The following is a 21,359-nucleotide window of genomic DNA, read 5'->3' on the forward strand; positions in this document are numbered from 1 at the left end:
AAAGAGGCTTCGTTCTGTCAAATTGCGTCAAACCATTTGAAAAGGAAAAACCCCGGAAACCGCGTAGTTCCGGGGTTTTTGACCACTTTTGATAAAGTTTAGCGCTTGCTGAACTGCGGAGCGCGACGGGCAGCCTTGAGGCCGTATTTCTTACGCTCTTTCATACGCGGATCACGTGTCAGGAAACCGGATTTCTTGAGAACCGGTCTGTAATCAGCGTCTGCCTGAAGGAGAGCTCTTGCGATACCGTGGCGGATCGCTCCTGCCTGTCCTGTGTATCCGCCGCCCTTAACGTTTACCATAACGTCAAACTTGCCGTCTGTCTCTGTTGCAACGAGAGGCTGGCGAACGATCACCTTCAGTGTCTCCAGTCCGAGATACTCATCGATATCTCTCTTATTTATTGTGATCTTACCTGTTCCAGGTACCAGATATACTCTTGCGATAGATTTTTTTCTTCTTCCTGTTCCATAATATTTTGATGTAGCCATTTCTTAATATCCTCCTTTCGACCTCTGATTAAAATTTCAGCTCTTCTGGTTTCTGAGCCTGATGTGCATGCTCTGCTCCAGCGTACACATGAAGTTTCTTAATCATGCTTCTTCCTAAAGGTCCCTTCGGAAGCATTCCCTTAACAGCCAGCTCGATCACTTTCTCCGGCTTCTTGTTCATCATCTCTGCCAGAGTAGTCTCTTTCATTCCGCCCACATACTCGGAATGGTTGTAGTAAATCTTCTGATTTAACTTCTTGCCTGTTACTTTTACATCTTTTGCGTTGATCACGATCACGTAATCACCTGTATCGATATGTGGTGTGAATTCCGGTTTATTCTTTCCTCTTAAAACCTTAGCTACTTCTGATGCTAAACGTCCTAATGTATAATCTGCAGCGTCAACTACATACCATTTTCTCTCAATCTTGTCTGGACTAGCCATATAAGTTTTCATTGGTTTACCTCCTGTGAATTGGTTCACTTACTATAGAAATAATATGAAATGTTATATTGAAAGCAGCCAGGTTCCGGGGCTTTGGTGCCTGCTGTTTCTCCTTTTGTCATACTGCATTATTATATTATACGCGCCCATGCGTGTCAACCGTTTTTTTAGGACTTTTTTTCTTTTTTCCCTGGCTTTCCGGCTCCCACATGGCCGGAGATACGCCTGCATTGCAAAAGCATTTTACATGCTTGTATCTGTATACATGATATCTTATAATATCTTCTGCCGGCAACACCCTTGCGCCGGAATTTTGCTTTTCATATACAATGGAGGAAACGCTTATGGCTAAACATATAGATCTTGTAAACGGGCCGGTACTGCCTTCTCTTTCCAGGTTAGCCCTCCCCATCATGGCAACATCCCTGATACAGATGGCCTACAACCTGACGGACATGCTCTGGATCGGAAGACTGGGGAGCAGCGCTGTGGCCTCGGTAGGGGCGGCCGGCATGTACATGTGGCTCTCCAACGGGCTGGCAACCCTGCCGAAAATGGGCGGGCAGGTCAACACAGGACACTCCCTGGGGGCAGGCAGGACAGAAGACAGCGCCTCATTTGCCGCTGCGGCCCTTTGGATGACCACAGCTCTTGGACTGCTGTTCGGCATCTGCTCCATCCTGTTTGCAGATCCGCTGATCGTTTTTTTTAATCTGAACAGTCCGCAGGTCATCCAGGACGCAAAGATCTATCTGCAGATCACCTGCGGCTGTGTCCTGTTCTCCTTTTTGAACCAGACATTTACAGGGATCTTCACGGCAGCGGGAAACAGCCGGAATTCCCTTACCGCCACCCTGACTGGCCTGATCATCAACATGGTGCTGGATCCGGTCCTGATCTTCGGAGCAGGTCCTTTCCCGGCCATGGGTGTTATGGGCGCTGCCATAGCCACCATTTTTGCCCAGTTCATTGTCACCACCGTGTTTGTAATCTTCGCGTTCAGGGACACCGTCGTATTCTGCCATGTCCGCCTTTTCCGCAATCCGGGAAAAAAATACTTCCTCCCGATCCTGCGCATCGGCTTTCCCACCTGCGTGCAGAACATGCTCTTCACAGGGATCTCCATGATGATCGCAAGAATGGTAGCCGGCTACGGGGACGCGGCAGTGGCTGTACAGAAAGTAGGTTCTCAGATTGAGTCCATCTCCTGGATGACAGCAGATGGCTTTGCCGCTGCTGTCAACTCCTTCCTGGCCCAGAACCACGGGGCAGGAAAGCCGGACCGCATCAGGAAGGGGTACAGAAGCGCCATGGGCGTTGTACTCATATGGGGCGTCCTCTGTACCGTCCTTCTGATCTTTTTCCCGGAGCCCATATTCCGCCTGTTTATCACAGAGCAGGATGTCATCCCCATGGGCGTGGACTACCTGGTGATCCTGGGTGTCTCCCAGCTCTTTATGAGCGTGGAGATCACCACGGCCGGAGCCTTTGCCGGACTTGGGAAGACGCTGCCGCCCTCCCTGTCCAGTACCATCCTTACCGCTGCCAGGATTCCCCTGGCCTGGGTCCTTGTGCAGACTCCGCTGGGTCTGAATGGCATATGGTGGAGCATCACCATCTCCAGTATTTTCAAGGGCATTGTCCTGTTCCTCTGGTTCCGCTCCTTCCTGGACAGAGAACTCGGGAAATTCACTTCCCCCGCCGGATATTCTTCATAAACGGACAAAAAGAGCCGGATGCAGACAGAAATCTATGCATTTCCTTCTGCCATCCAGCTCTTTTTTATGATAAATAGATAATTTTATCTATACTTACGCCTACTTTTATAGTAAAATAGACGAAACACGAGCAAACAAGAAAGTGAGGCAGATATTATGTGGGCTTACAACAGTATATTCTATCAGATCTATCCCATCGGATTCTGCGGCGCCCCGGTGCACAACGACGGCGAATGCGTCCCGCGGATCCGCAAACTCATGGACTGGAGCAAATATCTCGAGGACCTAGGTGTGGATTCCGTCCTGCTCAACCCGGTATTCGAGTCAGATAACCACGGCTACGACACAAGAGATTTTAAAACCATCGACTGCCGCCTGGGGACAAATGAGGATTTTGCCGAGGTCTGCAAAGATCTCCATGCACACAATGTAAAAATTGTCCTGGACGGCGTATTTAACCACGTAGGGAGAGGCTTCTGGGCCTTTAAGGACGTGCAGGAGAAAAAATGGGATTCCCCCTACAAGGACTGGTTTGTCATCAGCTTTGACGGAAACAACAGCTACAACGACGGTTTCTGGTACGAGGGCTGGGAGGGACATTTTGAGCTGGTCAAGCTAAACCTGAAGAACCCGACTGTGGCGGACTACCTTCTGAAATGCGTGAAATTCTGGGTGGACACATTTGACATTGACGGGCTGAGGCTGGACGTGGCCTACAGCCTGGAACCGGATTTCATGCGCAGGCTTAGGGCCTTCACAGGCGGTCTGAAGGAAGACTTCGCCCTGATCGGGGAGGTGCTCTTCGGGGACTACAACCGGATCGTCAACGATGAGATGCTACACAGCTGCACCAACTACGAGTGCTACAAGGGCATTTACTCCAGCTTCAACTCCATGAACATGTTTGAGATCGCCCATTCCCTGCAGAGGCAGTACGGCTCCGAGCAGTGGTGCCTGTACCGTGGCAAGCATCTTATGACCTTTGTGGACAATCACGACGTGACCCGGATCGCCAGCATCCTCACGGACAAAAATCATCTGCCCCTGACTTACGGGCTTTTAATGGGCATGCCGGGCATTCCCTGCATCTACTACGGAAGCGAGTGGGGAGAGCCGGGAGAGAAATCTCCACACAACGACTACGCCCTGCGGCCCTGCTTTGAGGAGCCAAAGCCCAATGAGCTGACAGATCTTATCAGGAAGCTGATACGCATCCGCCAGAAGAGCGACGCTCTGTGCAATGGCTCCTACCGCAATGTGGTTCTCACCAACCATCAGCTCATCTTTGAGCGGGCCACAGACAAGGAGCGTGTGCTGGTAGCCATCAACGCATCCGCCGCCCCCTGGACCGCCAGCCACGGCGACTTAAACGGCACGGTCACAGAGCTTCTTTCCGGCACAGAAATGAGCCTTGGGGGAAATCTGGAAATGCCGGCATACAGCATACAATATCTTGCGTTTTAATCACTTTTACACGGGAGGTACACATGAGCCAGCCAAAATATATTGTGATCGGCGCCGCCATCCTGGATATCCTGGCCCGGCCGGTGGATGCTTCGGTCTTTGAGACAGGTTCCCTGCCGGCCGGGACCATCACCATGCACACTGGCGGTGATGCCATGAACGAGGCCAGGGTGCTGGCTGATCTGGGGGCGGACGTAAGTCTTGTCAGCAAGGTGGGGACTGACCCGGCAGGGGATCTGGTCCTCTCCGCCTGCAAAGATCTGCATGTGGACACCACTTATATCCGCCGAAATGCCGCCATTCCCACGGGGACAAACATTGTCCTTGTGGACCAGAAAGGGGAGCGCAGCTTTATCACCTGCCCGGACAGTACCCTGCGGAAATTCTTTCCGAAGGACGTGCCGGACGCTGCCCTGAAAGGCGGGGACATTCTCTCCTTTGCCAGCATCTTCGTCTCTCCCCACTTCGGGAACCGGGAGCTGGCAGACCTTTTCTCCCGGGCCAGGGAGGCCGGACTTACTGTCTGCGCGGACATGACAAAGAGAAAGAAAGGGGAGACCATCCAGGATATGCGGGAATGCCTTTCCTATCTGGACTACGTGTTTCCCAACTATGAGGAGGCAGCCCTCCTTACCGGGGAGAAGGACTTTGACCGGATCGGGGACGCCTTCCTCTCCTGCGGCACAGGGCACGTCGTCATCAAGGCAGGGGCAAAGGGCTGCTACGTGTGTACGGAGGGTCTCCGCTTCTGGTCCCCGTCTTACGAGCAGGCACGATGTATCGACACCACCGGCGCCGGAGACACCTTCACCGGCTGTTTCCTCTACGCCCTGGGACAGGGATTTTCCCTGGAGAACTGCGCCCGCTTCGCTAATGCAGGGGCTTCCCTGTGCATCGAACAGACAGGAGCTGTGGGGGCAGGCACAAATATACAAAAGATCATAAAAAGAGCAGGCCTTTAAAGGACCTGCTCTTCTTCAATACGAATATTCTATTCTTTTACCAGCACCTTCTCGATCTCTCCGATGTACATGGTATGGTAGTCATTCTGGGGATACCATTTTGTATCGCACTCTGTATCCACAAAACACTCCGGATACATCTCCTGGACATACAGCTTCCGGCACACGAAGATCATCTCCGCCTCCTCCACTGCCGTGGTCTCCTCCAGCGTCTTTTCATTTACATAGAAAGGATGAAGCCCTGCCTCCTCCCATTTATCTTCCACATCCCGGCCGGACACGGTGCCGCAGATATTCAGCGCCTCCCTCTTGTCCCCGGGAAGGAACGAAATGGTAAAACGGTCGCTGCCGTCTACAAATTCCTTTGTGTATCTCTGGGGTCTTATATACGCAGTCACCACAGGTTTGCCCCACATGATTCCCACGCCGCCCCAGCTTGCAGTCATGGTATTGGATTTCATCCTGTCTCCGGCTGTCACAAGCATCCACTGCTTACTGATCTTGTCGAAGGGGTTGAACTGCAGCTGGTGAATGTCCATTTCTTTAAATGCCATCTTCTATTCCTCCTTTTACTCCATCACGATCTTCCGGAAGTTTTTCTTTCCTTTCTTCAGCACAACGCCTGCCTTGAATGCGTCCGCTGTAAACACTTCGTGAATGTTGGTGATCTTCTCGCCGTCCACGGACACGCCGCCCTGCTGCACGGCTCTTCTGGCCTCAGATTTGGAAGGCACAAGCTCTGCCTTCACAAGCATGGTCAGAATATCCATAGCGCCATCTTCCAGATCCCCTTCTGTAAGGGTTGTGGTAGGCATGTTGGCTGCGTCCCCCTGGCTGAAGAGCGCTCTTGCGGACTCCTGTGCCTTTGCGGCCTCTTCCTCGCCGTGTACCAGCTTGGTCAGCTCGTATGCCAGGATCTCTTTTGCCGTATTAAGCTGTGCGCCCTCCCAGGTGTCCATCTTGTCGATCTCCTCCAGCGGCAGGAATGTCAGCATACGGATACACTTCAGCACGTCCGCGTCCGCCACATTTCTCCAGTACTGGTAGAACTCGAAAGGTGATGTCTTATTGGGATCAAGCCAGACAGCGCCGCTCTGGGTCTTGCCCATCTTCTTGCCCTCAGAGTTGAGGAGCAGCGTGATGGTCATGGCGCAGGCGTTCTTGCCCAGCTTGCGGCGGATCAGCTCTGTACCGCCCAGCATGTTGCTCCACTGGTCATCCCCGCCGAACTGCATGTTACATCCATACTTCTGGTACAGTACGTAGAAGTCGTAGCTCTGCATGATCATGTAGTTGAATTCCAGGAAGCTTAATCCCTTCTCCATTCTCTGCTTGTAGCACTCTGCTGTCAGCATACGGTTTACACTGAAGTGGGGGCCGACTTCCCGGAGCAGATCAATGTAATTGAGATCTAAAAGCCAGTCCGCATTGTTCACCATGAGAGCCTTTCCGTCAGAGAAATCAATAAACCGGCTCATCTGTTTCTTGAAGCAGTCGCAGTTGTGCTGGATCTGCTCCGGCGTCATCATGGAGCGCATGTCGGATCTTCCGGAGGGATCTCCGATGTATCCGGTTCCCCCGCCGATCAGGGCGATGGGCCGGTTGCCTGCCTCCTGGAGGCGCTTCATCAGACACAGCGCCATAAAATGTCCCACATGAAGGCTGTCTGCTGTGGGGTCAAATCCGATATAAAAAGTTGCCTTTCCGTTATTGATAAGTTCCCGGATCTCCTCCTCGTCTGTCACCTGGGCTATGAGCCCTCTTGCCTGCAGTTCTTCGTAAATTCCCATGTTTTTTCTCCTTTACTCTTTTTATACTTATGCTTCTTTCCCGCAATACCGCAAAGCAGCCAAAAAAAGCCCTTACTGTTTTCACAGTAAGGGCGAGTTCTCTTATCGCGGTACCACCTTGCTTCACCTGTGCCTCGCGGCACCGGCCTCATCCGGCTGCTCCCCCCTGTCAGATCCACATGTGTCTTACTTTTCGGATCACAGCCTGGCACTTTAACGCGCGCCAACCCGTCACAGCCTACTTGCCGATCCGCTTCCGCCTTCTGTCTGGCTTCCGCTTTCTTCCCGGTGTTCGGTGTGAGGCTCCAAGACGTATTCATATGCGGTTCCTTCGTGCGCCTCTCAGCAACCGGCTGCTCTCTGTACGGGTGTCCCGGATACTACTTGTTCTTTTCCAAGCCTTTTGTGTATGTTTCTGTCTGACTGTCATCCTAGCCTATCCGGCTGCATTTGTCAAGCCTGTTTGGCGAAATCGCCCGGGCATCCTATCACACTTTCCCTTTATAGTAAGGGCATTTCTTCCGGAGGCACTGCTGGTTCTCCCCGGAAAATGTGCAGATAATCTCCTCCGGCAGTTCCATCTGAATACCCAGCTCTTCCTCTGTCAAAAGAGCCGCTTCCTTTAACGCCGTAAAGGTATCTCTCTTGCAGCATCTGGGGCCGCCGATCCTGCCGATGGCATCCAGCGCCCTGGCTGTCATCCGGTTGGAAAGCCCCCAGGAATTCCCCGATAGAGGCGTGGCTCCGGTGAGAATACTCATGTAAATACCGGTGCTCACCCCTGCGCCGCAGCATCCCCAGAACCCGCAGGCGCCGCCGGGGACCTGGCTGCCCCGCTCTTCCATCTGCCGGAGGGCCTCCTCCAGATCCAACCCGGCTCCACAGTTATGGCAGGCGGTAAGGAGAGCTGCCCCTGCCATCACGTGATGCTCCGGCCCGTGCATGTATATATAAGGATCCGCCATGATCTGCTGCACAATGGCCACAGGATCCTTAAGGGAAGTCTCCAGGCACAGGGCCCGTATCGCTTCCAATCCTTTCTTCGCGTGGCAGGCGTCACAGACATAGTGACCCTCCCGGCAGGAAGCGTGGCTCTTCTCCTTTTTCCCACAGAAGACGCAGGTCATGTCCACCGCCTCCTGGCAGTACACAAGCTCCTGCCCGCAGACAAGGCAGCCCCCTCTTCCTCCTTTTTTCTTCTCTTCCATGACTTCTACCTTCCTGTCTCTGTCAGTACGTTTCCATCCTTGATGACAGCCTTCAGACGCAGATCCTTATCAAGAAGCACAAGATCCGCCTTCTTCCCAGGTGTGATGGAGCCTCTGGTCTCGTAAACTCCCAGGCTTTTTGCCGGGTTCATGGTGGCGCAGGCCACGGCTGTCTCCAGAGGAATGTCCATCTTCTTTACAGCCGTGCGCACACAGTCCATAAGATTGGTGGCAGAGCCTGCCAGAGCCCCGTCAGACACAAGGGTGGCGTGGTTTCCTTTCACATCCACATCCAGTCCGCCCAGAGTGTACCGCCCGTCCGGCATCCCTGTGGCCCGCATGCTGTCGCTGATGAAAATGATCCGGTCTTCGCCCAGCATCTTAAAGGTAGCCCGGACCATCGCCGGATGGATGTGCACGCCGTCACAGATCAGCTCCGCCATCACGTGGGGGCTGTCCGCCACTGCTCCCACCACGCCGGGAGCGCGGTGTGTAAAGGCCGGCATGGCATTATATAAATGCACTGCGTGGCAGGCTCCTCTGTCGTAAGCCGCCTTTGCAGAGTCATAGTCCGCATTGGTATGGGCCAGTGATACATGGACTTCATCTTTCACTGCCTCCACAAACTCCAGGGCGCCCTCCTTCTCCGGCGCAACGCCGATATAGTTGACTGTCCCTTCCGCCGCCTTCTGGAAACGGTGGAAGATCTCCACGTCACAGAGACGGATATTTCTGGCGTCCTGAGCTCCCTTCTTCTCCTCACTGATAAAGGGGCCTTCCATATTCACGCCGAGGAAGTCCGCCCTCGCCGGATCCGGCTGGGCCTGCTGCTTTTTGCCGTAGGCAGCTCCTGTGGCCAGGATCTCCTCCAGTTCCTCCACAGGCAGCGTCATGGTAGCCGGGTTGATGCCTGTAACTCCCACAGAGGCCTCGTATTTTGCGATCTCCTCTATGGCCTCCTCTGTGCCGTCGCAGAAATCATGCCCCATGCATCCGTGAAAGTGGATATCTATGAGGCCGGGAATGGCATAGCATCCTTCTCCGTCCAGCGTCTCTTCCTGTTCCCCGGAATTTTCCGTCTCTTCCCCAGGAGCGGCAAAAAGCCCGTCTCTGATACAGATTTCCCCTTCTTCAAAAGATTTATCTTCCCTGTATACTTTTACATTTTTGATACGCATATCTCTTTCTCCTTCCGCTGTCCCCTCCGGACAGACTGTGCTGAGAACATTATAGTATACTCTGCCTGTACAAACAACACGGAGACTGAAAAATTCAGTCTCCGCGAAAAATCTTATCGAATTATAAACTGCAGAACATCTGCTGCCACGGCCACCGTCAGAAGCAGGTATGCCGCCATCTTCTGTCTGCCGTTTCCGGCTTTCAGATGCACGATCAGAGCCGCGATGCACAAAACGCCGGGGGCCAGCCCCATCACGCGCTGAGCAATCCAGTTCGTCGGAAGAGAAATTGCCTGAAGCGCCGAAAGAGCGATGCCCCACGCAGACATAAGATAAAAGAGTACTTTTTTTACCTTTTCTCCCTTTACAAGGTACAGGCCGAGAAGCCCTCCGATGCTGATCACACTGATTCCCACATAAAAAATTAATAATAATCCTAATGCCATTCTTATTTCCTCCTGGTATACATTTATTGTTTACCTCCCTTCCGGGAGGCGGGATTCATATCCCTTTCTGGTATACAGAATATCATGGCTTTATAAAGAAACCTGGCATATGATTCTGAAGAATTCTAAAGAAGCGCCGGAATATTTAATGTAATTCTGATCCGGAACACATTTCCCTCGGGGCCGGCCTGTACCTCTCCGCCGTAGGCAGCCGCGGTCTCCTTTATACTCTCCAGGCCGATCTGCCTGCTCTCCACCTGTCCCTCTGTCCTGCGGATCCCATTTTCCTGGAGGATCCTCAGCTCATTCCCTCTGCTCTCTATGACAAGCACCACTTCCCTGTCCGGATCTGCATATTTTTCCACATTGGAAATAAGGTTATCCACGATGCGACGCAGGGCAGATATATCCGCCCGCCCCGGGAAAGAACCACACCCGGAGAGATCGGTCCTGCATGTAAACCGCTCCTCCAGCAGCTCCTCCCACCCGGCGGCAAGCTGTTCCGCAAGGAAGCGGATATCTTCCACCTTCTCCCATGTCCCGGATCGCCCGTCCAGAAGCTGATCCATCAGCTCTTTCACCTGTATGGCTTTGGACCGGACAAGCTCCATGTAGCTGTGCATCTCTTCCTTAGTGACTGTCTCTCTTTTTTCCAGCAGTTCCGTGTAGGACAGGACAGAGGTAAGAGGCGTGCGGATATCGTGGGAGAGGGAACGTATGAAAGCTTCCCTTGCATCCTTCATCTCCTGCTCTCTCCGGCTGATCTCCTTTCTGGTGGCTGTAAGGTAATTGATGCTCTCTGCCAGCCGGGTCAGCTCATCATCTCCTTCCAGCGGGATCTGCACATTTTCTCTTTTCTGCATGCTCTCCACGCCGTTTATGATCTGTATCAGATAGGAGAGTCTCCGCCCCAGAAGAAGAAGGAACAGAATGACAAACACGATCACAGCCGCGGCAATGCACACTCCTCTCAGCCAGACCCCTATAGCCGCATACACGATCCCCTCGGGAATGATCTGCCTTCTGTCCAGGTAGACCTCCACAATGGACTGGGAGGTGAGATAAAGGAAGAAAAAAGTAAAGACAGCCACAATGACCGACAGCACCAGATACTCAAAAATCTCTCCCGCCAGTTTCTTCGCCCTGGCCGGCTTTTTTCCCTTTTTATTCCACATAGTACCCCTTTCCCCAGGCCGTCTTGATATACCTTGGATTTCTGGAGTCATCCCCCAGCTTTTTCCGGATGTTTTTGATATGTACCATGATCGTTGTATCCCCTACCGCGTCATCCTCCCAGACGCTCTGGTAAATATTGTCCAGGGAATAGATCTTTTTCCTGTGGCTGATAAGCAGCTCCAGAATCCGGTACTCTGTGTGCGTCAGAATAATCATCTCCCCGTCTTTCCAGACGGACTGGCGATCCGTGTCCAGTTTCAGATCTTTGTAAGTCAGTTCATCCGCCGGCGCCTCCTCCGCCTTGTGCTGCATTCTTGCATAGTCGCGGCTCCTTCGCAGCAGCGCTCCCACCCGCATCAGAAGTTCTGCATTGGAAAACGGCTTCACCATATAGTCGTCCGCCCCCGCATCAAAACCCATTCTCTTGTCCGCCTCGCCGGAGTATGCGGTGAGAAAAATGATGGGCACATAGTAGTTCCTTCGTATCTCCATCCCGGCCGCAAACCCGGACATTCCGGGCATGTTTACATCCAGGATATAGAGGTCAATGGTGTCATCCGCCAGGTTCACCGCCTCCTGGCCGTCTGCCGCCTCCACCACCTCATACCCCTCTTCCGCAAGGAGCATGCCAAGTATGCCGCGTATCTCTTTTTCATCGTCCGCCACAAGTATTTTCGCTTTTTTATCCATATCTTTCTCCCTCTCTTTGATCTGCTTCTGACATATCCTGCTTAGAATGTAACACAGGCCCTCCCGCATCACAATCCTTTTTGGGAAAATTCCGGCCGGAGATGGATTGTACACCTTTCCCTTTTTTGTTATAGTAGCTTTAGTAAAATTTCAAATACAAAGGGGAATGTATACATGAACCAGAAAACCTATGATTGTTATGTGAAAATACTGAAGACGGAGCTTGTGCCCGCCCTGGGATGCACGGAGCCTATCGCTCTTGCCTACGCTTCCGCCAAAGCCGTGGACGTGCTGGGCGATTTTCCGGACCGTATGGAAGCCCTGTGCAGCGGCAACATCATCAAGAATGTGAAAGGCGTCAAAGTGCCCAACTCGGGAGGTCTCAAAGGCGTGGAAGCCGCTGTCATCCTGGGCGCTGCCGGCGGGGATGCCTCCAAGGAGCTGGAGGTGCTGGAGAGCGTCCAGGAAAAAGACAGGGAGCGCACGGCCGCGCTTCTGAAAGACCGCTTCTGCACCTGCCTTCTCAAGGAAGGGGTTCCCAACCTCTATATTGAAATCCACGCTTTTAAAGGGGCGGAAACCGCTGTTGTGCGGATCGAGCAGACCCACACAAACATTACCTTCATCTCCCGGAACGGCGCTGTTCTTTTTGAGAAAGAAGCCGTCTCCCAGGAGGCTCTGACAGACAAATCCCTTCTTAATCTAAATGATATCATCACATTTGCAGAGGAAGTGGATCTGGATCTGGTAAAGGACTGTCTGGAGCGCCAGATCGAGTACAACATGGCCATCTCTGAGGAAGGGCTGAAAAACAACTGGGGCGCCGGCGTGGGCCGGACGATCCTGGAAACATTCGGCCAGGATGTGCGCTGGAAGTCCATAGCCAGAGCCGCCGCCGGATCAGACGCCCGCATGAGCGGCTGTTCCCTGCCGGTGATCATCATCTCCGGCTCCGGCAACCAGGGCATGACCTGCTCTCTCCCGGTGATTGAATACGCCCGCTCCACCGGCGCATCACACGAGAAGCTTCTGCGGGCCCTGTGCATTTCCAATCTGACAGCCCAGGATCAGAAGCGCTATATCGGTCCCCTGTCCGCCTACTGCGGAGCTGTCTGCGCGGCAGCCGGAGCAGGCGCGGGAATTACCTACCTGTGCGGCGGCACCGCGGAACAGATCGAGAACACAGTGATCAACACCATTGTCAATGCCGGCGGCATCACCTGCGACGGCGCAAAGCCAAGCTGCGCCGCCAAAATCTTCTCCTCCCTGCAGGCCGCCTTCCTGGGCCACAGCCTGGCCATGAAAGGCTTCCGCTTTGAGGCCGGCGAGGGACTTGCCATGGACACGGCCGAGGACACGGTAAAGGCCATCGGATACATGGGCCGGGAAGGTATGCGCCAGACGGATATCGAGATCTTGAACATGATGATCGGAAAGACAGACCTGTCTTCCATCTGACATACCTTTCTTTACGTTACATACTTTTTTACATATGTGCTGTATTTACAGCCCTGCCATTCTCGTGGCCGCATGATCGGCAAAATCCCTGTCATGCTCTACCAGAAGCATGGTGGGGCTGTATTTCTGTATCAGCTCCATAATCTGTCTCCTGGAAAAGATATCGATATAGTTCATGGGTTCATCCCATATATACAGGTGAGCCTGCTCACAGAGGCTGGCTGCGATCAGCACTTTCTTTTTCTGCCCCAGGCTGTAGTCCTCCATCTTCTTCTCAAACTGCAGCCTGGAAAAATCCATCTTCCTAAGAAGCGCCATGAAAAGAGACAGGGAGAGGCCTCTGTTTTTTGCATAAGTCCTCAGATCCCCCGACAGGCCGGCAGGGTTCTGGGGCACATAGGATATGACAAGCCCGGGGGCAAGCCGGATGCGTCCGCCGGTGATCCGCAGCTCCCCTGCTTCTGCCGGCAAAGCCGCCTGCATCCCGCCGGCCTCCTCACCATCCATCCAGGACGTAAGAACCGCTTTCAGCACACTGGATTTCCCGCAGCCGTTGCGCCCCGAAAGAAGCACCCTCTCTCCCTGGTCCACATGCAGACTGAGCCCCTCCAGCACTCTGCGGCTGCCGTAGGACAGGGTGACGTCCTCCATAAGCACCAGCCTGTTTTTGTGATGCGTAAGAGGACAGATCTTCAGATCCTCCGCCGTCTCCACATTTTTCAGTAGCTTCCTTTTTTCCTCCGCTGCCGTCAGCATTCTGTTCTCCATGCTTTTGGAGCGCTTCATCATTTTGGCAGCCTTGTGGCCGATGGCTCCCCGGTCCGGCTTCAGTCCTCCGATCTTTGTTCCGGTCTTTGTCTTCTCCACAGCGTCCGACCACCTTTCCGTGCGGGCAGCCGCTGCCTCCAGGCGCCGGATATCTTTTTTCAGTTTTTCATTCTCTCCCAGCTCAAAAGTATCTTTCTTCTCTTTCTGTTCCTGCCATGTGGTAAAATTCCCCCGGATGACCTCTATATCTGACCGGTTAATGGACAGAATGTGATCCACACACCCGTCCAGAAAATACCGGTCATGGGACACGAGGATAAAGCCTTTCTTTCCCTGCAGATAGCGCATCATACTCTCCCTGGCCTCCATATCCAGATGATTGGTGGGCTCGTCGATCAGCAGGAAGGCGTTCTCTCTGGCAAAGAGCCCGGCCATCATAACCCGGGTCTGCTCCCCGCCGCTTAAAGAGTCAAAAGGTCTGTACAGGATCCCCGGATCCATATTCAGGCAGGTCAACTCCCGGCAGATTTTCCACAGTTCGCAGGACGGGTCCGCCTCCTCCAGCACCTCTATGACATCCCTGCTCCCATCTTTCACCGGGACAGGAAAATACTCCATCTGCACATCCCCCTGGATACTTCCAGTATACTCATATGCTCCCATGAGGAGCTTAAGAAGCGTCGTCTTTCCCCGCCCGTTTCTGCCGGTAAGGCCCAGCTTCCAGTCCGTATCAATTCTGAAGGACACGTCCTCAAAAACCGGCTCCATTCCTCCCTCATAGCAGAACGTCAGATGACTGACTTGTATCATTGACATTGTGTGATCCCTCCTTTTCAAAGCGCATACAAAAAAGCACGGGAAAATTCCCGTGCCCGAAAAACTCCATCCGGAGTCTCTTTCCATACAAAGCTGCGCCCTGCGCGCCTCTTACGGATTCTATTTATCTGGATACAAGGATTTTCATTTCTGCATGCGCATAAAACATGTCCACCGCGGTTCCTTCCCCGGCGGATCTGTCACGCCTATATGAACTTCATATATTATCTGCAGAAATTCTTCATCCTTTCACCCCTTTGCATGTACATTCTTCCTGTACAAAATAGCACAGACCCCTCTGGCTGTCAACCTCTGACTTCTGTTTTACCTTTCATTTTTCACCACGCTGCTGTTCCGGTATATACTGAGAAGGATACCGGCATACAACAGCCGACACCCCCAGACACGCCACACTTTTGAAAAGTCCTTTTTTCCCCTCCCGCCCGCTGCGCCACACAACAGCAGCGTAAGCCGGGAGGATCAGCGAACCCCAGAACCAGGACGTGGTCCAGAACCAGCTTACTCCATTCAGAAAAAAGCGGCCCGGTTCAGCACATGCCAGCAATTTACAGCCCGCATTGATCCCGATGGCAGAGATCCAGAAGCGGAAAGCATACTTCCCTATCACCGTATAATCTGCCAGGCAGATCCCTGCCATCATCAGAACTCCCAGGGCCATGTATTTCCCCTGTCTCCACACCTCCGCGGCCTTGTAGGCGGAGTCTGGCTGCCGGTAGGTCATCCATTGCAGAAAGAGGCCTGCCAGGCTCAGCACAACGATCACCGCCACCAGCTTCCAGTCCATCCGGGGCCTGTGTATCCGGTCCAGCTCCATCCCTGTCTCCACCGGATCTCCCATCTGGCGCACAGCCTCCTCTTCCGCCTCATCAGTGTTCATTCCATCTGCCATGTAATCCAGCTTCTGATCCTCGATATGGCCCTCAAGCTCCTCCCAGAACTTTCACCACAGCTCTGGAATACTCCTTCCACTCCTCCTCTTTTTTCGCAAGCTGTTTTTTTCCGGCCTTTGTGAGCCCGTAGTATTTCCGCGTCTTCCCACCGGCGTCCTGCTCCCAGGAGGTGAGATATCCTTTTTCCTCCAGCGTGTGCAGAAGAGGGTACAGAGTTCCCGCTTTCAGTTCAAACACATTCTCTGATTTCTCACGCAGCGTCTCGATCATCTCGTAGCCGTACATATCCTTCTCTTCCAGAAGTTTCATAATGAGCATAGCTGTGCTCCCGGAAATCAGACTCTTTTCCACTGCCATAAACCCGGCCTCCTTTCCTTTTCCCCCATACAGGGGAGTCATTCATATAGATGTTCGATATATCGACTATCTATATAGTATATCGAACATCTACCTATGTCAAGCCGCCAGGCTCACTTTCTGCAGGTTAAATCCGGTCAATAATCTCCTGGATCGTCTCTTTGCTCTCCTCCAGGTCCTGGGCGATCTCCTCCGCCGTCTTTCCCCTGGCCAGTTTTTTCTTTATCTTTTCCATCAGCACTGCTTCTTTTCCAGCTTGATATCCGTCCTCAAACGCCTCATTTTTCACTGCTTTCTCATACTTCTCCTGGTCAAATGTCTCCAGTATCATCTGCACTACCTCCGCCTTCTGCTGGATTAAGATGTCCTTCAGAATTTCATCCCGGATGCAGTCGTCTATCGTCTGCATGATCGCTTCTTCCAGAGACTTCTTTGTCTCCAGGTTTTTCCGCACCCTGTCCACAAAAATCGCGTACTCCTTAAGCCTGCGGCATTTTTCCATAAGCTCACGGTTATGGCCATAGTTAATGTTCAGCATTACCGTGGTGCATTCCAGGGCCGGAGTTCTCCCCTCCCCGCCCTTCTCAAAAAGGTCAGACAGACGAAGGACCGTCCGGTCCGGCTGGCTGTCCGTACCATTGTAAAACACAATATGCTGTGGGAACGGAAAGGTTTTTGCGCTGGAGCCGTAGATGTTGATATTGTTCCGTGCAATGATCTTTTCGTACAGCTTTGCATAATATAGAAGCCCCCGCATAGGCATATTGGGATTGTAGGTGCTCTGATGCTCGTACTCTGTGCCGGACACGGCATTATACAGAGACAGAAGATCCTCCTTATTGCTGAATACAAGCCGGAAAAGCCGGTCCTTATACTCCCGGTCAGCGGTGGGATATTCTGAGTCATCCACATTTACAATATTTACTTTTCTGGTCATACTCATAGAAATATTATACCTCCATTATAGACATAAAGACAACGTACTGCAACCTTTTCCCTTGTCTGCACACTTTGTAAAAAAGGAATGGTTCTGGCGGAAACCGCCCCGGACATGCGCCGGATGATGAAAAATAAGAATGGCTGCCCTGGCAGCCTCATAAGAAAAGATTTCCTCTGTGAATGGTTTACATTATACGCAGAATTATGACAATCGGCAAGATGGAATAGTGCACAAAATCCCCTACTTGATCTTGTGGAATATTTCCTTCTCCTAAATCACGCGAAAAGGAGCTCCGCAAAGCGGAACTCCCGTATTTCCTGCAGGTCACTCCTCCCCGTACCGGATCTCCATAAGAACCAGTCCCTGGGGCGGCGCCGTCACACCGGCCTCGGTGCGGACCCGCGCTTCCAGTATCTCTTTTACTTTTTCCGGCTCGTAAAATCCCCGCCCCACCCGGATCAAGGTGCCGGCGATGATGCGGACCATGTTGTAGAGAAAGCCGTTGCCGCTGACGCGGACGACGATCTCCTTTGCCTCCGCCTCCCTGTAGGAGAAGTCTCCTTCCGTGCAGGGGCGCTCCTCCACCTCCAGGCTGTCGATGCGCCGCACCGTGTCCTCTGTGTTGGTACGGATACAGCAGAAGCTGGCAAAATCGTGCTCTCCCACGAGATAAGCCGCGCCCTTCCTCATCTTCTCCACATCCAGGGGTACGTACACAAAGGTGCTGGTGCGCTTTTTCATGGGATTGGCCGTCCTGGCATTGTAAATGTGATACTCGTAGGTCTTGGTGATATTGTCTTGGTATCTGGGATGCCAGGAGAGGGGCACTTCCTGGGACTTTACGATCACAATATCCTCCGGCAGCTTCTGGTTCAGAGCCAGTGCCATGCGCTCCGGCGGAATGGTGCTCTCCGTGTCAAAGACCGCCACATTTCCCAGGGCATGGACACCGGAGTCGGTGCGGCTGGCGCCAATGACCCGGATGTCCTCCTTTGTGAGTGTACTGAGTTTTTTATTGAGGACCTCCTCTATCGTGATCCCGTTTGGCTGGACCTGCCAGCCACAGTAGTTTGTACCGTCGTAGGCCACTGTCAGCTTTATCCGTCTCAAGTTTCTTTTCCTCTCTAAAACATACCGGGACATTCATACATGCCCCGGAAAATCCATCCTAAAAAATCCATATGTGGAAGGGAACATACCGTCCGATGACCACCACTGCCACCACATACACGATCATGACAATGTAAGCCATCCGGTCCCTGCTTTTGTACCGCAGAGGCTTCATCTTTGTGCGCCCTTCCCCGCCCCGGTAGCACCTGGCCTCCATGGCCATGGCAAGGTCGTTGGCCCGGCGGAAAGCAGATACGAAGAGAGGCACCAGAATGGGGATCATGCTTTTCACCCTCTGGATGATGTTGCCGCTTTCCAGGTCCGCTCCCCTTGCGATCTGGGCTTTCATGATCTTGTCCGTCTCCTCCAGAAGGATGGGGATAAAACGGAGGGCGATGGACATCATCATGGCCACCTCGTGCACCGGCACGTGTATCCTGTTGAGGGGATGCAGAAGGCTCTCAATGCCGTCTGTCAGGGCGTTGGGCGTCGTGGTAAAGGTCATCAGCGATGAGCCGGCGATCAGATAGATCAGACGGATCGCCATAAATACCGCGGTCCGCAGGCCCTCCTCCGTGATGGTAAATATCCAGGCGTGGAACAGCGTCTCTCCGCCTCTTGTGAGAAAGAGGTTGAAGAGAACCGTGATCATCAGCAGCATGATAATGGGCTTCATGCCCTTCATGATATAGGAAAAAGGTACCTTTGACATGCGTATGATGGCCACAAGGAAAATGGTGGCCACCAGATACCCGGGAATACTGTTGAAGAGAAACAGGGAAATCAGATAGAGCAGCGTCCCCACCAGCTTCACCCTCGGGTCCAGGCGGTGCAGGATGCTCTGGGCCGGATAATATTGTCCTATTGTAATGTCTCTTATCATCTATACACTCCCCCGCCTTTTCTTCACAGCCTCCATGATCTCGTCCGCAGCCTCCTCCACTGTGGTGGCCGTCACCCCCACGTCGAACCCGGCCTCTCTTATATCGTGCATGATGTAAGTGACCTGGGGGGCTGCAAGACCGATCTTCTCCAGCTCCTGGTAATGGGAAAATACCTGTTTCGGTGTGTCGTTGTACAGGATCTTTCCTTTGTTCATGACAATGATCCGGTCCGCATATTTTGCAATATCCTCCATGCTGTGGGACACAAGGATCACCGTCATATCGCTCTGCCTGTGCAGGTATGCGATCTGATCCAGTATCTCGTCCCGGCCCTTTGGATCCAGGCCGGCAGTGGGCTCGTCCAGCACAAGGACGCCGGGGCGCATGGCCAGGACACCTGCAATGGCCGCCCGCCTCTTCTGTCCGCCGGACAGCTCAAAGGGGGAGGATTTCCAGTATTTTTCCTTCAGCCCCACAAGGCGCAGCGCCTCTGTGGCTCTCTTTTCACATTCCTCCGGAGTAAGCCCCTGGTTCTTCGGGCCAAAGCACACATCCGTCAGCACGTCCACCTCAAAAAGCTGATGCTCCGGGTACTGGAAGACAAGCCCCACCTGGCTGCGGAGCTTCCGCATATCGTACCCTTCCGCGTAAATGTTTTCTCCGTTGTAAAAGACCTCGCCGCTGGTGGCCCGTATGAGACCGTTCAGATGCTGGGTCAGTGTGGATTTCCCGGACCCGGTGTGGCCGATGATGCCCACAAACTCCCCGTGAGGGATCTCAAGGCAGATGTCAGAGAGCGCCTTCTTCTCGTAGGCTGTGCCCGGGCTGTATATATAATTGACGTGTTCTAATTTAATCGACATAGCGCTTCCACCAGCTCTTCCTTTTTCAATATTCCGGCAGGGATATCAAGTCCCCGCTTTCTCAGTTCATCTGCCAGCATGGTCACCTGGGGGACGTCCAGCCGGTAGGATTTTAACGTATCCACCTGGGAGAAGATCTCCCGGGGCGTTCCCTGCATGACAATATGGCCGTGGTCCATGACAAAGATCCGGTCCGCGTAGATCACTTCCTCCATATAGTGGGTGATGAGAATGACCGTCACATGCTTCCTGTGGCGCAGCTCACGCACCGTCCGCAGGACTTCCTTCCTGCCGTCCGGGTCCAGCATGGCGGTGGGCTCGTCCAGCACAATGCACTTTGGCTCCATGGCAATGACGCCGGCAATGGCCACTCTCTGCTTCTGCCCGCCGGACAGCTTGTTTGGCGAGTGGTGCCGGTACTCGATCATGCCCACGGACTTAAGGCTGTCCTCCACCCGCTTCCAGATCTCGTCTGTGGGGACGCCTAAGTTCTCCGGGCCAAAGCCCACGTCCTCCTCCACTACGGTGCCGATGATCTGGTTGTCCGGGTTCTGGAACACCATGCCCGCACTCTGACGCACATTCCACAGCTCCTGGGGATCTTTCGTATTCCGGCCGTCCACCCACATGGTGCCTCCTGTAGGAACGAGAATAGCGTTCATGTGTTTGGCCAGGGTAGACTTGCCGGAGCCGTTGTGGCCCAGAATGGCAATAAACTGGCCTTCCTCTATGCCAAGATCCACCTCATCGATGGCCCGGGAGGTGCCGATGACATTTCCTTCTTCATCTCTTTTTTCATATTCAAATATGAGCTTTTCTGTCTGGATCATATTATGTTTCATATCAGTTTTTCCATCTCCATGGGGAAAATCCTAATGATCTTCCCGTTAAAATAAGACACAGCGCTTACATGCTGTGTCTTATTTTAAGTGATTATGCTCTATTTTGCAAGGTCTGGGACTTTCCTTTTCTTTTCCTCCTCTACCTGTCGGTCATCACATTTCTTTTAAATTCTGTGTACGTCACCTCTACGCCTTCTGCGGCTCCTGGTACTCCACTCCCATGGTATCCACAGTCACCTTTTTCATCCTCTGCACTTCCAGCGGTCTGTCGCTGTAGTCTGTAGGAGTCTGGGCAATCTTATTTACAATATCCATGCCCTCTGTGATCTTTCCGAAAGCCGCGTAAGCGCCGTCCAGATGGGGAGAGTTCTTGTGCATGATAAAGAACTGGCTTCCCGCCGAGTCCGGATGCATGGCTCTTGCCATGGACAGCACGCCCTCTGTGTGCTTCAGATCATTTGCAAAGCCGTTCTGGCTGAACTCGCCTTTGATGGTGTAGCCCGGGCCGCCCATGCCTGTTCCGTCGGGGCATCCGCCCTGGATCATAAAACCGCTGATGACCCGGTGGAAAATAAGGCCGTCGTAGAAGCCTTTGTTCACCAGCGAGATAAAGTTGTCCACTGTGTTGGGAGCGATCTCGGGATAGAGCTCCGCCTTCATGATATCTCCGTTTTCCATTTCAAATGTAACGACTGGATTTGCCATTTTTTGTCTACCTCATTTCTTCTGTTTTTTCAGAAATTGTCTTTCCTGGGTATTGTAGCACAGAGGAAAAAATACTGCAATCAGAGCAGATCCTCTCTGCTCTTCACTTCCATTTATGTCCACTAAATATAAATTTT

General features: G+C 52.9%; 22 protein-coding genes. 4 read left to right on the forward strand and 18 right to left on the reverse strand.

The genetic code is table 11. The features are described 5' to 3' along the window. Positions 1–98: 98 nt before the first annotated feature. Both rpsI and rplM read right to left on the reverse strand, forming a co-directional pair. The gene (rpsI, locus tag INF30_RS08275; RefSeq protein ID WP_033127024.1) at positions 99–491 is read right to left on the reverse strand and encodes a 30S ribosomal protein S9; all 393 of its coding nucleotides are present in this window, start codon (positions 489–491) and stop codon (positions 99–101) included. A 28-nt stretch (positions 492–519) separates the two neighbouring features. Beyond that, a complete protein-coding gene (gene rplM, locus INF30_RS08280; protein ID WP_033127025.1) occupies positions 520–948 on the reverse strand; it encodes a 50S ribosomal protein L13 in 429 nt (142 codons plus the stop codon). 332 nt (positions 949–1,280) lie between these two features. Between rplM and INF30_RS08285 the strand changes: the two genes are divergently transcribed. The 3 genes from INF30_RS08285 to INF30_RS08295 all read left to right on the forward strand — a co-directional run bounded on the left by INF30_RS08285 (position 1,281) and on the right by INF30_RS08295 (position 5,080). Beyond that, positions 1,281–2,654: an MATE family efflux transporter gene (locus INF30_RS08285; RefSeq protein ID WP_226394858.1), complete on the forward strand. Its 1,374-nt coding sequence runs from the start codon at positions 1,281–1,283 to the stop codon at positions 2,652–2,654. A 156-nt stretch (positions 2,655–2,810) separates the two neighbouring features. Then, positions 2,811–4,118 carry an alpha-amylase family glycosyl hydrolase gene (locus INF30_RS08290; RefSeq protein ID WP_226394859.1) on the forward strand — a complete coding sequence of 436 codons (1,308 nt, stop codon included), beginning with the start codon at positions 2,811–2,813 and terminating at the stop codon, positions 4,116–4,118. A gap of 23 nt (positions 4,119–4,141) precedes the next feature. Then, a complete protein-coding gene (locus tag INF30_RS08295; protein WP_226394860.1) occupies positions 4,142–5,080 on the forward strand; it encodes a carbohydrate kinase family protein in 939 nt (312 codons plus the stop codon). 29 nt (positions 5,081–5,109) lie between these two features. On the opposite strand, the gene INF30_RS08300 is transcribed toward INF30_RS08295, so the two are convergent. The 7 genes from INF30_RS08300 to INF30_RS08330 form a co-directional block, all read right to left on the reverse strand. Beyond that, complete coding sequence (locus INF30_RS08300; protein ID WP_226394861.1) at positions 5,110–5,634, reverse strand: flavin reductase; 525 nt, start codon at positions 5,632–5,634, stop codon at positions 5,110–5,112. Between the two features lie 15 nt (positions 5,635–5,649). Next, the gene (gene tyrS / locus INF30_RS08305; protein WP_033127030.1) at positions 5,650–6,870 is read right to left on the reverse strand and encodes a tyrosine--tRNA ligase; all 1,221 of its coding nucleotides are present in this window, start codon (positions 6,868–6,870) and stop codon (positions 5,650–5,652) included. Positions 6,871–7,358: 488 nt separating this feature from the next. Further along, a complete protein-coding gene (locus tag INF30_RS08310; protein WP_076779167.1) occupies positions 7,359–8,078 on the reverse strand; it encodes a DUF5714 domain-containing protein in 720 nt (239 codons plus the stop codon). A 5-nt stretch (positions 8,079–8,083) separates the two neighbouring features. Continuing rightward, complete coding sequence (gene nagA / locus INF30_RS08315; RefSeq protein ID WP_033126042.1) at positions 8,084–9,256, reverse strand: N-acetylglucosamine-6-phosphate deacetylase; 1,173 nt, start codon at positions 9,254–9,256, stop codon at positions 8,084–8,086. A 113-nt stretch (positions 9,257–9,369) separates the two neighbouring features. After that, positions 9,370–9,702 carry a hypothetical protein gene (locus tag INF30_RS08320; RefSeq protein ID WP_033126041.1) on the reverse strand — a complete coding sequence of 111 codons (333 nt, stop codon included), beginning with the start codon at positions 9,700–9,702 and terminating at the stop codon, positions 9,370–9,372. Positions 9,703–9,827: 125 nt separating this feature from the next. Beyond that, positions 9,828–10,877 (reverse strand): sensor histidine kinase, encoded by a 1,050-nt coding sequence (locus tag INF30_RS08325; RefSeq protein WP_226394862.1) that lies wholly within the window; start codon positions 10,875–10,877, stop codon positions 9,828–9,830. After that, entirely contained in the window at positions 10,867–11,568 is a 702-nt protein-coding gene (locus INF30_RS08330; protein ID WP_226394863.1) for a response regulator transcription factor, read from the reverse strand. Before INF30_RS08330 ends, INF30_RS08325 begins: the two co-directional genes overlap by 11 nt. A 174-nt stretch (positions 11,569–11,742) precedes the next feature. On the opposite strand from INF30_RS08330, the gene INF30_RS08335 reads away from it, so the two are divergent. After that, positions 11,743–13,026: an L-cysteine desulfidase family protein gene (locus INF30_RS08335; RefSeq protein ID WP_033126040.1), complete on the forward strand. Its 1,284-nt coding sequence runs from the start codon at positions 11,743–11,745 to the stop codon at positions 13,024–13,026. A gap of 45 nt (positions 13,027–13,071) precedes the next feature. Here INF30_RS08335 and INF30_RS08340 read toward each other — a convergent pair whose 3' ends face one another. From INF30_RS08340 to INF30_RS08380, 9 genes are all read right to left on the reverse strand, one after another. Beyond that, entirely contained in the window at positions 13,072–14,610 is a 1,539-nt protein-coding gene (locus tag INF30_RS08340) for an ATP-binding cassette domain-containing protein (RefSeq protein WP_226394864.1), read from the reverse strand. Positions 14,611–14,941: 331 nt separating this feature from the next. Continuing rightward, positions 14,942–15,520, reverse strand: coding sequence for a hypothetical protein (locus INF30_RS08345; protein ID WP_264176884.1), 579 nt, complete (start codon positions 15,518–15,520; stop codon positions 14,942–14,944). 31 nt (positions 15,521–15,551) lie between these two features. Next, positions 15,552–15,878 carry a PadR family transcriptional regulator gene (locus INF30_RS08350; RefSeq protein ID WP_033126037.1) on the reverse strand — a complete coding sequence of 109 codons (327 nt, stop codon included), beginning with the start codon at positions 15,876–15,878 and terminating at the stop codon, positions 15,552–15,554. 127 nt (positions 15,879–16,005) lie between these two features. After that, complete coding sequence (locus tag INF30_RS08355; RefSeq protein WP_226394865.1) at positions 16,006–16,821, reverse strand: hypothetical protein; 816 nt, start codon at positions 16,819–16,821, stop codon at positions 16,006–16,008. Between the two features lie 321 nt (positions 16,822–17,142). Beyond that, positions 17,143–17,928, reverse strand: coding sequence for a tRNA pseudouridine(38-40) synthase TruA (gene truA, locus INF30_RS08360; protein ID WP_226394866.1), 786 nt, complete (start codon positions 17,926–17,928; stop codon positions 17,143–17,145). A 58-nt stretch (positions 17,929–17,986) separates the two neighbouring features. Then, the gene (locus tag INF30_RS08365; RefSeq protein WP_226394867.1) at positions 17,987–18,811 is read right to left on the reverse strand and encodes an energy-coupling factor transporter transmembrane component T family protein; all 825 of its coding nucleotides are present in this window, start codon (positions 18,809–18,811) and stop codon (positions 17,987–17,989) included. Next, the gene (locus INF30_RS08370; protein WP_226394868.1) at positions 18,812–19,675 is read right to left on the reverse strand and encodes an energy-coupling factor transporter ATPase; all 864 of its coding nucleotides are present in this window, start codon (positions 19,673–19,675) and stop codon (positions 18,812–18,814) included. It abuts the gene before it with no gap. Then, positions 19,660–20,517: an energy-coupling factor transporter ATPase gene (locus INF30_RS08375; protein ID WP_226394869.1), complete on the reverse strand. Its 858-nt coding sequence runs from the start codon at positions 20,515–20,517 to the stop codon at positions 19,660–19,662. Before INF30_RS08375 ends, INF30_RS08370 begins: the two co-directional genes overlap by 16 nt. 186 nt (positions 20,518–20,703) lie before the next feature. Next, positions 20,704–21,222, reverse strand: coding sequence for a peptidylprolyl isomerase (locus INF30_RS08380; RefSeq protein WP_087173385.1), 519 nt, complete (start codon positions 21,220–21,222; stop codon positions 20,704–20,706). Between the last annotated feature and the right edge of the window lie 137 nt (positions 21,223–21,359).

This window comes from Claveliimonas monacensis, assembly GCF_014982975.1.
In the GTDB taxonomy this organism is placed as follows: Bacteria; Bacillota; Clostridia; order Lachnospirales; family Lachnospiraceae; genus Claveliimonas; species Claveliimonas monacensis.

Bases quoted from the DNA above. Each gene is read 5' to 3' on its own strand.
- rpsI (WP_033127024.1), bottom strand. From the start codon at position 491: ATGGCTACATCAAAATATTATGGAACAGGAAGAAGAAAAAAATCTATC.
- rplM (WP_033127025.1), bottom strand. From the start codon at position 948: ATGAAAACTTATATGGCTAGTCCAGACAAGATTGAGAGAAAATGGTAT.
- INF30_RS08285 (WP_226394858.1), top strand. From the start codon at position 1,281: ATGGCTAAACATATAGATCTTGTAAACGGGCCGGTACTGCCTTCTCTT.
- INF30_RS08290 (WP_226394859.1), top strand. From the start codon at position 2,811: ATGTGGGCTTACAACAGTATATTCTATCAGATCTATCCCATCGGATTC.
- INF30_RS08295 (WP_226394860.1), top strand. From the start codon at position 4,142: ATGAGCCAGCCAAAATATATTGTGATCGGCGCCGCCATCCTGGATATC.
- INF30_RS08300 (WP_226394861.1), bottom strand. From the start codon at position 5,634: ATGGCATTTAAAGAAATGGACATTCACCAGCTGCAGTTCAACCCCTTC.
- tyrS (WP_033127030.1), bottom strand. From the start codon at position 6,870: ATGGGAATTTACGAAGAACTGCAGGCAAGAGGGCTCATAGCCCAGGTG.
- INF30_RS08310 (WP_076779167.1), bottom strand. From the start codon at position 8,078: ATGGAAGAGAAGAAAAAAGGAGGAAGAGGGGGCTGCCTTGTCTGCGGG.
- nagA (WP_033126042.1), bottom strand. From the start codon at position 9,256: ATGCGTATCAAAAATGTAAAAGTATACAGGGAAGATAAATCTTTTGAA.
- INF30_RS08320 (WP_033126041.1), bottom strand. From the start codon at position 9,702: ATGGCATTAGGATTATTATTAATTTTTTATGTGGGAATCAGTGTGATC.
- INF30_RS08325 (WP_226394862.1), bottom strand. From the start codon at position 10,877: ATGTGGAATAAAAAGGGAAAAAAGCCGGCCAGGGCGAAGAAACTGGCG.
- INF30_RS08330 (WP_226394863.1), bottom strand. From the start codon at position 11,568: ATGGATAAAAAAGCGAAAATACTTGTGGCGGACGATGAAAAAGAGATA.
- INF30_RS08335 (WP_033126040.1), top strand. From the start codon at position 11,743: ATGAACCAGAAAACCTATGATTGTTATGTGAAAATACTGAAGACGGAG.
- INF30_RS08340 (WP_226394864.1), bottom strand. From the start codon at position 14,610: ATGTCAATGATACAAGTCAGTCATCTGACGTTCTGCTATGAGGGAGGA.
- INF30_RS08345 (WP_264176884.1), bottom strand. From the start codon at position 15,520: ATGGCAGATGGAATGAACACTGATGAGGCGGAAGAGGAGGCTGTGCGC.
- INF30_RS08350 (WP_033126037.1), bottom strand. From the start codon at position 15,878: ATGGCAGTGGAAAAGAGTCTGATTTCCGGGAGCACAGCTATGCTCATT.
- INF30_RS08355 (WP_226394865.1), bottom strand. From the start codon at position 16,821: ATGAGTATGACCAGAAAAGTAAATATTGTAAATGTGGATGACTCAGAA.
- INF30_RS08365 (WP_226394867.1), bottom strand. From the start codon at position 18,811: ATGATAAGAGACATTACAATAGGACAATATTATCCGGCCCAGAGCATC.
- INF30_RS08370 (WP_226394868.1), bottom strand. From the start codon at position 19,675: ATGTCGATTAAATTAGAACACGTCAATTATATATACAGCCCGGGCACA.
- INF30_RS08375 (WP_226394869.1), bottom strand. From the start codon at position 20,517: ATGAAACATAATATGATCCAGACAGAAAAGCTCATATTTGAATATGAA.
- INF30_RS08380 (WP_087173385.1), bottom strand. From the start codon at position 21,222: ATGGCAAATCCAGTCGTTACATTTGAAATGGAAAACGGAGATATCATG.